Raw genomic sequence first — 12,550 nt, 5'->3', positions numbered from 1 at the left:
CCCCCGCTTCATCCTTCGAAAGGGTTCAGTGATGGACACCATGCGTGAGCGTTTTGCCTCGGTCACCTCGCGGCTGCTCGACGAGGACCCGCGGCTCGCGGTCGTGCTCGCCGAGATCGGCAAGGACGGATTCGCCGATGCAGCCCGGCGGCATCCGGACCGGGTGGTGAATGTGGGCATCAGGGAGCAGCTGCTGATCGGGGTGGGCGGCGGGCTGGCGCTCACCGGCCTCCGGCCCGTCCTGCACACCTTCGCCGGCTTCCTGGTGGAGCGCCCCTTCGAGCAGGTGAAGCTGGACTTCGGCCACCAGGGCGTGGGCGGTGTGCTGGTGAGCGCCGGCGGCTCGTACGACTGGCCCAGCGGCGGCTTCACCCATATGGCGCCCGGCGATGTCGGCCTGCTCGACACCCTCGACGGCTGGACGGTGCATGTGCCCGGCCACCCGGACGAGGCGGAGACGCTGCTGCGGCACGCCGCCGCGGCCGGTGACGACAAGGTGTACGTACGACTGTCCGTGCAGGTCAACGAGGCTCCGCGGCCGGTGGACGGGGCCCGCTTCCAGACCCTTCGCGAGGGGCGCGGCGGCGTCGTGGTGGCCGTCGGGCCGATGCTGGACTCCGTCCTCGCCGCGACCGAGGGGCTGAACGTGACGGTGCTGTACGCGACGACCGTGCGGCCCTTCGACGCGGCGACGCTACGGGCCGCCACCGGGGCGGCCGACGCCGCGAAGGTGGCGATCGTGGAGCCGTATCTCGCCGGAACCTCGACCCGCTTCGTCAACGAGGCTCTGGAGGACCGCCCGCACCGGGTACTGGGGCTCGGCGTCGGCCGCCGGGAGCTGCGCCGCTACGGCCGGATCGACGAGCACCTGGCCGGGCACGGGCTCGACCCGCAGAGCCTGCGGGAGCGGATCGCCGGGTTCCTGGGGCAGTAGGGGCAAGCGGGGGCGGCAGGGGCGGAGGCCCGGTGCCGGCCGCCTCAGATGCGCTTGTCGAGCCAGGCCAGCAGATCCCCCTGGACCTCGTCCCGGTTGGTCTCGTTGAGGATCTCGTGCCGGGCGTCCGGGTATGCCTTCCAGGTCAGGTCACGGGTGCCGACGTAGCGCAGGTCCTCCAGGAGTTCATGGACCAGGGTCATCCCCTGGTGGCAGGGATCCTGGTCGCCGACGGCGATGTGGACGGGCAGCCCGCGGGGGATGCGGGCGAGGTTCGCGGGGTCGTTGATCTTGCGGATGGCCTGTACCCAGTCGAGGGCGAGGCCCGCGCAGAAGGGGAAGCCGCAGTCGTCGTCGGCCACGTAGCGGTCCACCTCGGCGGTGTCGCGGGAGAGCCATTCGTAGCCGGTGCGGTGGGGGAACGCGTCGTTGAAGGAGCTGAAGTTGCGGGGGATGAAGGGCGAGAGGTAGGTGCGGCCGTGCGCGGCGATCTCCTGGTCCAGCTCGGCGACGGCGGCCTCGATGTCCAGGCCGGGCAGCGTGCGGAAGGTGCCGGAGAGGATGAGGCCGGCGAGGTCGGCGCCGTACTCCTGGGCGTAGTCGCGGGCCAGCATCGCGCCCATGCTGTGGCCGAGCAGGACCAGGGGGACACCGGGGTGGGCGGTGGCGGCGTGGTTGCCGATGCCCTTGAGGTCGGCGACGATCGCCCGCCAGGCGTCCTCGCCGACCGCGCCGCGCCCACCGGTGGAGGGTGCGGTGGCCCCGTGGCCCCGGTGGTCGGAAGCGATGACGCCATAGCCGTGGCCGGTCAGGAAGCGGGCGAAGCGGTCGTAGCGCCCGCCGTGCTCCGCGGCACCGTGGGCGATCTGGACGAGCGCGCGCGGCCGGCCGGACTCCGGGAGCCAGGTGTACGTGGCGATGCGGGCACCGTCGGGGGCCTGGTGGAAGTCCTGCTGCAAGGCCTGCATGGCGTCGTCTCCTGACTGCCGGGGCGATGGCTGATCTCGTCGGGCCCACTCTTCCGTTCCGGACGGTGGTGCGCCAAGGGGGCGCGCGTGCGGCGGTTGACCCCGTACCCGCGCGCCGTGACACGATCAGCCGGTTCTTCCCTGGCGCCTGTGCCGCAACCCCCTTTCGCAGGAGGACCGTTGGACACCGCAGACCCTTTTGAGAACTCCCCCGGCGACCCTGTTTCCTCCGCCTCACCTCTCCTCCCTTCGCCGCTTTCCCGCCGCGGATTTCTGCAGGGCACGGCTACGGCGGCCGCCATGGCGGGGCTGGCCGGGACCGGGGCCCCCACCGCCTGGGCGCAGGACGCCGGGGCCGCCGCCACGGCCCTCTCCTTCACGGCCGCCACGAACGGCGCGGCCTGCCTCTCCCCGGCGGGCGACCGGCTGATCGCCGAGGTGCAGAACGTCCTGTGGTCGCTGCCGCGCGCGGGCGGCGACGCGGTGGCACTGACACCGCCCGATCTGGAGCCCACCCGCCCGGTGTACTCCCCCGACGGCCGCCGGATCGCCGTCTGCGCCTACCGGGGCGGCGGCTTCCATCTGTGGACGCTGCACTCCGACGGCACCGGCCTGACGCAGCTGACCGACGGCCCCTGGGACGACCGCGGCCCCGCCTGGTCCCCCGACGGGACCCGGATCGCGTTCGCCTCGGAGCGCGGTGGCGACCCGCTGGCGGGCGGCCCGTACCGGATCTGGGTGCTGGAGGTGGCGACGAAACGGCTGACGCGGGTGACCGGGCTGCCCGGTCAGGACGGGCCCCACCAGGACGGCGCCTGGGAGGACTTCGACCCCTGCTGGTCCGCGGACGGTTCCCGGATCGCCTTCGTCCGGGGCAAGGTCACCGGCGTGGCACTGGCCTCCCGTACGGTGGCGTCGGTGCCCGCCGACGGCGGCGGTGCGGTGCGCACCGAGCACACCGAGACGGCCGCCGCCCAGGTGATGGTGCCCGCGCTGTCCCCCATCGGGCGGCTGGCGTATCTGCGGACCACCGACTATCCGGGCCCGACCTGCACCCTGGTGGTGGACGGCGTGCGGGTCGAGATCGACGGGGATGTGGAGCCGGTGCCGCCGCGGTGGGTGTCGCGGGACACCTTGCTTCTGACGGTCGACGGCCAGTTCCGGATCGTCCCGGTGGATGCTCCGCAGCGGGCCGAAACCATCCCGTTCCGCGCGAGGCTTCCGCTGGACCGCCCGCGCTACCGCGTCAAGGACTACGGATTCGAGCGGGCCCAGGCGGGGCCGGTGCGCGGGGTGCATCTGCCCGCACTGTCCCCCGACGGCCGCCGGGTCGCCTTTGCCGCGCTGAACTCCCTCTGGATCGCGCCCACTTCGGGTGGCGGCACTCCGCGCCGGATCGTCCGGGCCGCGGCCACCCGCTACGTCCTCGCGCCGAGCTGGTCGCGCGACGGCCGTGCGCTGCTCTATGCGGACGACCGGGACGGGCTGTTCGCGGTGCGCCGCCACGAGCTCGCCACCGGCAGGGAGACGGTGCTGGCCACAGGAGGCCGGGTACTGCCGGCGCTGTCGCCGGACGGCGGGCGGCTGGCCGCGCTCGACATGTCGGGGAATCTTGTCGTGCGGACCCTGGCGGACGGTACGGAGAAAGTCCTGGCCACCCCTCTGGGCGGGGGCGGGCTGCCGGGCCGTCCCAGCTGGTCGCCCGACGGCCGCCATCTGGCGTACTGCGACCGCAATCGCCTCAACCGCCGTTTCCGCGAGGGCTACAACGTCATCCGGATCCTCGACACCGACACCGGGAAGAGCCGGCTGTACGCGCTCGCCGAGCATGTCTCGATCGCCGACCGCTACGACTCGGGCCCCGTCTGGTCCCCCGACGGGCGGTGGATGGCGGTGGTCGCCGAATCCGCGCTGTGGGTGCTGCCGGTACGGGCCGACGGCACACCGGACGGTGCGCCGCGGCAGCTGACCGAGGAGAGTGCCGACCATCCGTCGTGGTCCGGGGACTCGGGCACCCTCCTCTATCTCTCGGCCGGGAAGCTGCGGCTGATCGGAGTGGACGGGGGCCCGCCGCGGACCGTACCGCTGTCGCTGGAGCACCGCGGGGCGCGCGCCCGGGACACCGTCGTCCACGCGGGACGGTTCTGGGACGGCACCGGGGACGAGGTCCGCGAGGACGTCGATGTGGTCGTACGGGACGGGCGGATCACGGCGGTGGAACCGCACCGGCCGGCCCGGCGCGGTACGGCGCGCACCGTGGACGCCTCCGGGCAGACCGTGCTGCCCGGTCTGTGGGATGCGCACACCCACCCGTGGCAGACCACGTACGGCGGGCGGCAGACGGCGCTGCAGCTGGCTTACGGGATCACCACGGCGGTCTCCTGCGGCGGCTTCTCCTACGAGCAGGCCCGCATCCGGGAGGCCGTGGCAGCCGGAGTGCTCGCCGGGCCGCGGCTGCTGACCTGCGGGGAGCTGCTGGACGGCGGGCGGGTCGCGTACAGCATGGGGCGGGCGCACCGGACCCGCGCAGGGCTGCGGCGTTCGCTGGACCGGGGGGCGGCCCTGGACTGGGACTTCGTCAAGACGTATGTCCGGGCGCCGGGCTGGGTGATGGCGGAGGCCGCGCGCTTTGCGCATCAGCGGCTGGGGGTGCGCGCGGGCAGCCATCTGCTGACCCCGGGCATACAGCTGGGCCAGGACCTGACGACGCATCTGCAGGCCACCCAGCGACTGGAGTTCGGCCACGCCGTCTCGGGTTCGGCGCACTCCTACCAGGACGTCGAGGAGGTCTACGCGGCCACCGACTTCCACCTCCTGGCGACCCCGTTCTCGGCGGCCGCGCTGCTCGGCGACGATCCGTCGCTGGCGGACGACGACCGGGTGGGCAGGCTGATGCCGCCCTGGGACACCGCCTTTGTGCGGGAGAACGCCGGGCACCGGCCCACGCCGGCCCAGCTGGCCGACATCGGGACCGAAGTCGGCCTCTACCGGCGGGTGTTGGACGGGGGTGGGCTGGTGGCGCTGGGCACCGATCAGCCCCTCTCGCCCGTCGGGCTGTCCCTGCATCTGTGTCTGCGGGCGCTGCACCGGGGCGGCCTCAGCGTGAGCCGGACGCTGCGGACCGCGACCGCGCTGCCGGCCAAGGTGTTCGGCGCGGAGCGGGACCTGGGGACGCTGGAGGTCGGCAAGCTCGGCGACATGACGCTGGTGGACGGCGATCCGTTCCGCGATTTCGCCGAACTGGTGCGGATCTCGGCGGTGCTGCGCGGCGGACGGGTCTTCGCGCGGCGGGAGCTGGTGGATTCCTTCCCGGCGCCCGCCCCGTCCACGGCGCCCGCCGAACGGTCGGTGCGGGCGGCCGTCGACTGGCTGGAGGTGGGCCGGCAGCAGCGTCGCGAGTCCTGCTGCGACGCCGGGCACTGAGCGGCCCGGACGCGGCGGGGAGGCGTGGGGTGGCGCGGTTCCGGGACGGCCCGGGACCGCGCCACGGCCGTTCTCGGTGAGGGGGCTCGGGAGGGGTTGTGCGCAGTCACTTTGCGCTTCAACTCTTCGCTTGAATCCCATCAGTTGATGTTTTGCACGGCGCGCAGTAGGTATGCCAACGGGTATTGCACATGGTAATCGACAGATCACGATCCGAAGCGACGAGGTAGACGGCATCGCCAGTGCCGTCCCGAGGCGGGGTGCGACCAGCGCGGGAAGGATCCCGGAGGAGGGGCTCGTCTTGCATCGCTATTTCACCGACCAGCGACATGAAGCGCTCCGGCAGCAGGTGCGGGGCTTCGCCGAGTGCGAGGTCCGCCCCCGGATTGCCGAGATGGAGGCGAGCCGTTCCGTTTGCCACGACCTGTCACGCCTGATCGCCCGTCAGGGGTGGATCGGCGCGACCGTACACCGCGCGTACGGCGGGATGGGCGCCGGGCATGTGGCCAAGACCATCATCATCGAGGAGCTTTCGCGGGTGAGTGCCGCCATGGGTGCCATGGTGCAGGCGTCCCAGCTGGGCGTCGCGAAGATCGTCCATTTCGGCAACGAGGAACAGAAGAAGACCTGGCTGCCGGCCATCGCATCCGGCGACTGCCTGCCGACCATAGCCGTGACCGAACCGCAGTCCGGCGGCCATGTCCTGGGCATGGAGAGCACCGCGGTCCGCGACGGCGACCACTATCTCCTCAACGGCCGCAAGATCTACGTCGGCAACAGCCATGTCGGCGATCTGCACGGCGTGGTCGTCCGCACCGGCGAGGGCTCCAAGGGCCTGTCCGCATTCCTCGTCGAGTCCGACACCCCCGGGTTCCGGGTCGGGGAGCAGCAGCCCGCGATGGGCCTGCACGGCTTCAGCTTCGGCGAGCTGTTCCTCGACAACTGCCGGGTCCCGGCGGCCAATCTGCTGGGCCGCGAGGGCGACGGACTGTCCGTCGCCTACTCCTCCAGCGTGCTGTACGGTCGGCCCAACCTGACCGCCGTGTCCCTGGGCATCCATCAGGCGGTACTGGACGAGACCTCGCAGTTCTGCACCGAGCGGCAGCGCTACGGCAAGCCGCTGGCCGAGCTGGGCAACATCAAGCTCAAGCTGGGGCGTATCCAGTCCCGGCTGCTGCTGGCCCGGCTGTCCGCGTATCACGCCGTGGATCTGCTGGACCAGGGGCTGCCCTGTGACGCGGAGCTGATGAACGCCAAGCTGGTCAATGTCGAATCGGCGCTGGAGTCGGCGCGGGACGCGATGGACATCCATGCCGGGTGCGGGCTGTTCACCGACCGGCCGGTGGAGCGGTTCCTGCGGGACGCGCACCATATCTTCGCGCCGGCCGGGACCTCCGACGTCCAGCTGCTACGGCTGGGCGAACTGGCCCTGGGCCAGGTGAAGGGCGAGTGGTCGAGCCGGCTGGCGGAGCTGCTGCGGCTGGAGCCGGCCGAGCGGCCGGAGGAGGACGCGCCGGCCACGGTGCCGGGCCAGCGCAGGGACCCGGGGCACGGTTACGCCTGGTGCGCACCGCAGAGATGAACATCCGGGCCGCGGCTGTCGGGTCACCGGCACCGATGCCGCGGCCCGCCGCCCCGCCGCCCGTTCAGGACTCGTCGGACTGCTGCCGCTGCTGCTGCTGTTGCTCCATCTGATGGATTTGCCCGACGAGCTCCGCGGCCAGCGACTTGATGGTCGCCAGCCCCTCCCGCCCCCACGGGCGCGGTTCGAGGTCCACCACGCAGACGGTGCCCAGCGTCATCCCCGTACGGTCGATCAGCGGCGCGCCCATGTAGGAGCGGATGCCGATCTCGTCCACGACGGGGTTGCCCGCGAACCGCGGATAGTCGCAGACGTCCTCCAGGACCAGGGCCTTGCGACGGACCACGACATGCGGGCAGTAGCCGTGGTCACGGTCCATCACCCGGCCCGGCCGGCCGCTGGGCGGCGCCGGTCCCAGCTCGACGGCCCGGTCGAGGTCGGGGGCGTAGAGCCCGGCGAAGTACTGCCGCTTCTCGTCGATGAAGTTGACCATGGCGTACGGCGTCCTGGTCGTACCGGCCAGTTTGCGCGCGAAGTCGTCGAACGCGGGCAACGGGGAGCTGCCGATGCCCAGTTCGCGCAGCCGGGCGACGCGCGCCGGGGCCTCGTTGTCCTCGGGAGTGAGCAGCAGCCGTCGCGTCGGGTCGTAGGAGACGTACGGGACACGGGAGACGGGATGCTTCATGGCAGCTCCGGGGTGGCGGCTAGGGCGGGGGTGAGCAGATGCTCGACGAGCGAGACCAGGATGTTGGTGGCCGAACTGCACTGGCGGGCGTCGCAGAGCACGACCGGGATCCGTGCCGAGAGGTCTATGGCGGCGCGGACCTCGTCCGGTTCGTAGTGATAGGAACCGTCGAACTCGTTGACGGCGACGATGAACTGGATACCGCGCCGCTCGAAGAAGTCGACCGCGGCGAAGCACTGGTCCAGGCGACGGGTGTCGGCGAGGATGACCGCGCCGAGCGCGCCGTTGGACAGTTCGTCCCACATGAACCAGAAGCGCTGCTGGCCCGGCGTGCCGAAGAGGTAGAGGACATGCTCGGAACTCAGGGTGATCCGGCCGAAGTCCATGGCGACGGTGGTGGTGTTCTTGTCCTCGATGCCCTCCAGATCGTCGGTGCCGATGCCGATCTGGGTGAGCAGTTCCTCCGTACTGAGCGGTTCGATCTCACTCACCGCTCCGACGAAGGTCGTCTTGCCGACCCCGAATCCACCCGCCACCAGGATCTTGAGCGCGGTCGGGAACACATCGGGCCCAGGGTCCCCGGAGGTCGGGGGGTCACAGTCGTTTGCGAAGTCCATTCAGCACCGCCTCCAGCAGGGCTCGGTCGGTACGGGACGCGGGCCCCGCCGAAACGGCGGCGGGGGCCCGCGCGGTGAGCGCCCCGCAGTCGACGAGGTCGGCGAGGAGCACCTTGGTGACCACGGCGGGCAGGCGTATGTGGGCGGCGATCTCGGCGACCGAGACCGGTCCGCCGCACAGCCCCAGCACCTGGGTGTAGTCCGGCCCCTGGCAGGCATCGGGCCGCCGTCCGGTGGCCATCACCATCGTCAGCAGGTCGAAGTGCGCAGTGGGGCGGGTCCGGCCGTTGCTGATGGTGTACGGCCGGACGAGCCGGCCCGCGGCGTCGTCGTACCACGCCGGCTCCTGGCCGCCTTGCCGCATCCGGCGGCGCAGCGACATGGTCAGCGACCGCCGGCGGGCGTCTGGTGGCGGGCCGGGGTGGACAGGTAGGGCCGCACGCTCTTGACCAGCATCCCCATCTCGTACGACAGCACCCCGACATCGGCGTCGCGGCCGGCGAGGACGGCCAGGCAGGCACCCGATCCGGCGGCGGAGACGAACAGGAAGCTGGACTCCAGCTCGACGGCGACCTGCAGGACCTTGTCGCCCGGGGCGAAGCGCGCTCCGGTGCTGCGGGCGAGGGAGTAGAGGCCGGAAGCCAGGGCCGCCATGTGGTCGGCGCTGTCCGGGTCGAAGCCATGGGCGGCCTTCACCAGGCCGTCGGAGGACAGCAGGAGCGCGCTGCCGGTGTGCGGGACGCGCTGCACGAGTCCGGTCAGCAGCCAGGCGAGTTCCCCCTGCTGCTGGGCCTCAAGCTGCGGATGCGGCTGCGTGTGGACATCACTCACCATGGTTGTGGTCGTCTCCTCGTGGGCGGGCCGTCGGGGCCTCGTGGTCACGGTCTGCAGGCGGCTCGGTGTCGCCGGGGCCACTGGTGTCGCCGCCCTGGCCTGTGGTGTTGCGATTGCGGTAGGCGGCAAGACCGGCCGCGTAGGTGTCGTCGCCGAGGCTGAAGCCGCGCTGGAAGGTGGCCATCAGGGTCGGGTCGTGTTCCCGTTCGGGGCCCGTGCCGGCAGTCGGGAGAATCGGGTCGCCGCGGAGTTCGGGGACCAGGTGCGTCTGCTTGGTCCGGCGCGGCAGCCGGGGGCGGGCGCCGTTGTCCATGTCCGCGGGCGGGGCGGGTGGCAGCTGGACGGGGCCGGGGGCGGCGTCGGGGCGGGCGTGCGCGGGGCCGGTGGGGGCCACAGGGCCGGTGGGGGGCATCGCCGAGCGGTCGTCGTCGTAGCCCCGCTGCGGGGGTTCCAGGGCGAGGTCGCGGGCGGGGCCGGAGGCGAGGCTCTTGTGGCCCGGGGCGGGCCGGTCGCTGTCGTATGCGTCGTGGTAGGCGTAGCGGTCGTCCCGCTCACGCGACAGGGTGGTGTCCGGCGCGCCGTTGGCGGCCGCGCCCTTCCCGGCCTGGTCGTCCGGCTTGGCGGGCTCGTCACCGAGCAGTTCCTGGGGCACGATCAGCACCGCCTGCACGCCGCCGTAGATGTTGCTCTGGAGCTGGACGACGATGCCGTGCCGCCGGGCGAGCGAGGCGACGACGAAGAGGCCGATCCGGCCGTCGCTCAACAGCTCGGCGACATCGACATTGTCGGGGTCGGCCAGCAGCGCGTTCATCTGCGTCTGCTCGTCCAGGTCCATGCCCAGGCCCCGGTCCTCGACCTCGACCGCGAGACCGGCCGTGACCAGTTGGGCGCGCAGCAGGATCGGGGTCTGGGGGGCGGAGTAGACGGAGGCGTTCTCGACGAGTTCGGCGAGGAGGTGGACGACGTCGGCGACGGCGTGCCCCTGCAGATGGCCCTCGATCGGCGGGACGAGCTTGACCCGGGGGTACTGCTCGACCTCGGCGATGGCGGACCGCAGTACCTCGATCATGGAGATCGGGCGGGTCCACTGGCGGCGCGAGATGGCACCGCCGAGGACGGCGAGGTTCTCTGCGTGCCGTCGGGTGCGCGTGGCCAGGTGGTCGACGTGGAAGATCCCCTTGAGCAGATCGGGGTCCTCGACCTGGTGCTCCAGCTCGTCCAGCAGCAGGATCTCGCGGTGGACGAGGGACTGCAGGCGCCGGGCGAGGTTCACGAACACCTCGACCTTCTGCTCGCTGCCGGTGGCGTTGCTGCGGGCGATGGCGACGGCGTCGACGACGGCGGCCTCGGCGGCCCGTCCGGCGGCGGTCACTTCATGGGCGAGCAGGTCGAGGGTGTCGCCGGTGGACACGGGGATGGGGGCGGGCTCGGGCTCGCGGTGGTGCAGGCGTTCGCCCTGCCGTACCCGGTCCAGCAGGCCGTAGAGGTCGGACTGGCTGCGGGCGCAGACCTCGCGGAGGCGGGCGTAGCGCAGGACGGCGGCGCGGGCCTCGGAGTTGGCGGTGGCGGCCGCGGTGAGCACGATGACGCAGACCAGGACCAGACCGCCGGCCAGCACCGGCCATTCGCGGCCGGTGAGGTGGGCGCCGCCGGCCTGGACGGCGAAGGCGGCGACGCCGGTACAGGTGACGGCGACGAGCAGGCAGGGCACCGCGACGAGCCGGACCAGGCGGGACCGTATCGCCGAATCGGCGGCCGACTCGGGGAACGCGGCCCGGCCGTGCCGTCCGCCCTCGCGCTCCCGCCGTCGCCCGGGCATGGGTACGGGGACGCTCCCCGGGGAACGCTGGTCCCCAGGGGAACTCTGAACCTCTGGGGACCTCTGAACCTCCGGGAACGTCTGGGTCCCCTGGGGGAATGCGGTAGGCATCGGCGCCCTCCGGATCGGCCGTTGGCAGTTCGCGGAGCATGCACGCTAGTTGTTGCCGGGGTGGGGTTCGGACCCACTTCGAGGTTTCGCTACCCCTCGCTACCTCCTTAAGAGGCGCCGCACGGACGACAGTGCGATTCGATGCGAACTTGCGTTCACGCAGAGGGAGTTGAGGCCTCTTCGACGGCGCTCGGCGGTGCGACGCGCGCCGGGGGCCAGGCCGGCCAGCCCTGCACGGGCGGTACGGCGACCGCCCGCCACCACGGCTCCACGACCGGCTCCTCGGCGGGCTCGAACGGCTTGCCCGGCGGCGGCGCGGCCACCTTGGCGCCGGCCCGGCGCGCCGCGGCCACCGTACGCTCGACGGGCTCGGACCACGGATGCGGCGCGAGGTTGAACGTCCCCCAGTGGATCGGCAGCAGGACACCTTCGGGGGTGCCGCCGGAGAGGTCGGCGTGGGCGCTCAGCCCCTCCTCCGGGGTCATGTGGATGTCCGGCCAGAAGTCCGAGTACGCGCCGATCTGGATCATCGTCGCGTCGAACGGGCCGTGTGCCGCGCCGATTTCGGCGAAGCCGGAGAAATAGCCGGTGTCGCCGCTGTGGTATATGCGGTGCTCGGGTCCGGCCACCACCCAGGAGGCCCACAGGGTGTGCTGGAGGCCGCGCATCCCGCGGCCGCAGAAGTGCTGGGCGGGGGTGGCGGTCAGGGTCAGCCCGCCGACCTGGGTGGACTCGTGCCAGTCCAGCTCGGTGATCCGCGCCGCGGGTACGCCCCAGAATTCCAGGTCGGCGCCGATGCCGAGCGGCACGACGAAAGCCGCGCCGGAGTCCCGCAGGGCCCGGACCGTGGGCATGTCGAGGTGGTCGTAGTGGTCGTGCGAGATGACGATGACGTCGACGGGGGCGAGCGCGGCCAGCTCGACCGGCACCGGGTGCAGCCGTCTGGGCCCGATCCAGGTGAACGGCGAACAGCGCTCGCCCCAGACCGGGTCGAAGAGCACCCGCTGCCCGTCAATTTCGGCGAGCGCACTCGAATGCCCCATCCAGGTGATCCGCAGCCCGGATGCGGGCGCCCGGCCCCAGTCCGCGTCCGTCGGGCGATGCACCGGAATCCGGCCGATCGGCGCCCTGCGCACCCGGCCCTCGCGGCTCAGCTGCGTACGGGCCATCGGCAGCGCGGATCCCCGCAGCAGCTGCCGGGTCGGGAGGGGATTGCGGAACTGGCCGTCCCGGAACTGCGGCGATCTGCGTATCCGGGCCAGCCGCTCGCCGGTGGGCTCGGCGCCGAAGCCTGCGGGGCGCAGGGCACGCAGTGGCGTACGGCGGGGTCGGGAACCGGTCACGGCACCTCCATGGTCGGGGCGGTCGCGGAGTGAACGGATCACGCGACAGGCAAGTTCCGGCACGCCGTCCCACGCGGCGTCGGCTTGCGCGGCCGCAGCCTGGCGGCCGGACGTCATCGTCACCTTCTGGACTCGAACCGCGCGGGGGGCCGGGAAATTCCCGAGGGGACGGTGTGAGCCGGCCGGCCCGGTGGACGGCGGCTGACGTGCGGCGCCGCCGTCCCGGTCGCAGGC

The 12,550-nt window shown here is 72.3% G+C and carries 10 protein-coding genes; 3 read left to right on the top strand and 7 right to left on the bottom strand.

The features are described 5' to 3' along the window. The first annotated feature begins 31 nt into the window (after positions 1 to 31). Positions 32 to 934, top strand: a complete 903-nt coding sequence (locus tag AB0D04_RS12260; protein WP_362702133.1) for a transketolase — start codon at positions 32 to 34, stop codon at positions 932 to 934. 44 nt (positions 935 to 978) lie between these two features. Here AB0D04_RS12260 and AB0D04_RS12255 read toward each other — a convergent pair whose 3' ends face one another. Continuing rightward, positions 979 to 1,902 carry an alpha/beta hydrolase gene (locus AB0D04_RS12255; RefSeq protein WP_362702131.1) on the bottom strand — a complete coding sequence of 308 codons (924 nt, stop codon included), beginning with the start codon at positions 1,900 to 1,902 and terminating at the stop codon, positions 979 to 981. Positions 1,903 to 2,082: 180 nt separating this feature from the next. Here AB0D04_RS12255 and AB0D04_RS12250 point away from each other — a divergent pair, with 180 nt between their 5' ends. Together AB0D04_RS12250 and AB0D04_RS12245 are read left to right on the top strand one after the other, a co-directional pair. After that, positions 2,083 to 5,325 carry an amidohydrolase family protein gene (locus AB0D04_RS12250; RefSeq protein ID WP_362702130.1) on the top strand — a complete coding sequence of 1,081 codons (3,243 nt, stop codon included), beginning with the start codon at positions 2,083 to 2,085 and terminating at the stop codon, positions 5,323 to 5,325. 301 nt (positions 5,326 to 5,626) lie between these two features. Next, a complete protein-coding gene (locus tag AB0D04_RS12245; protein ID WP_362702128.1) occupies positions 5,627 to 6,907 on the top strand; it encodes an acyl-CoA dehydrogenase family protein in 1,281 nt (426 codons plus the stop codon). Positions 6,908 to 6,971: 64 nt separating this feature from the next. Here AB0D04_RS12245 and AB0D04_RS12240 read toward each other — a convergent pair whose 3' ends face one another. The 6 genes from AB0D04_RS12240 to AB0D04_RS12215 all read right to left on the bottom strand — a co-directional run bounded on the left by AB0D04_RS12240 (position 6,972) and on the right by AB0D04_RS12215 (position 12,316). Then, positions 6,972 to 7,592, bottom strand: a complete 621-nt coding sequence (locus AB0D04_RS12240) for a GAF domain-containing protein (protein WP_362702126.1) — start codon at positions 7,590 to 7,592, stop codon at positions 6,972 to 6,974. Further along, positions 7,589 to 8,209, bottom strand: coding sequence for an ATP/GTP-binding protein (locus tag AB0D04_RS12235; protein ID WP_362702124.1), 621 nt, complete (start codon positions 8,207 to 8,209; stop codon positions 7,589 to 7,591). The genes AB0D04_RS12240 and AB0D04_RS12235 overlap by 4 nt, the downstream gene beginning before the upstream one ends. Then, positions 8,187 to 8,591 carry a DUF742 domain-containing protein gene (locus tag AB0D04_RS12230; RefSeq protein ID WP_362702122.1) on the bottom strand — a complete coding sequence of 135 codons (405 nt, stop codon included), beginning with the start codon at positions 8,589 to 8,591 and terminating at the stop codon, positions 8,187 to 8,189. Before AB0D04_RS12230 ends, AB0D04_RS12235 begins: the two co-directional genes overlap by 23 nt. Positions 8,592 to 8,593: 2 nt before the next feature. Continuing rightward, positions 8,594 to 9,043 (bottom strand): roadblock/LC7 domain-containing protein, encoded by a 450-nt coding sequence (locus tag AB0D04_RS12225; RefSeq protein ID WP_362702120.1) that lies wholly within the window; start codon positions 9,041 to 9,043, stop codon positions 8,594 to 8,596. Then, positions 9,033 to 10,862 carry an ATP-binding protein gene (locus AB0D04_RS12220; protein ID WP_362702118.1) on the bottom strand — a complete coding sequence of 610 codons (1,830 nt, stop codon included), beginning with the start codon at positions 10,860 to 10,862 and terminating at the stop codon, positions 9,033 to 9,035. The genes AB0D04_RS12225 and AB0D04_RS12220 overlap by 11 nt, the downstream gene beginning before the upstream one ends. Positions 10,863 to 11,128: 266 nt before the next feature. Continuing rightward, positions 11,129 to 12,316, bottom strand: coding sequence for an MBL fold metallo-hydrolase (locus AB0D04_RS12215; protein WP_362702116.1), 1,188 nt, complete (start codon positions 12,314 to 12,316; stop codon positions 11,129 to 11,131). Positions 12,317 to 12,550 lie beyond the last annotated feature (234 nt).

The sequence above is a fragment of the Streptomyces sp. NPDC048483 genome (genome assembly GCF_040651455.1).
Taxonomy (GTDB): Bacteria; Actinomycetota; Actinomycetes; order Streptomycetales; family Streptomycetaceae; genus Streptomyces.
This window is presented reverse-complemented; position numbering and strand designations above follow the sequence as displayed.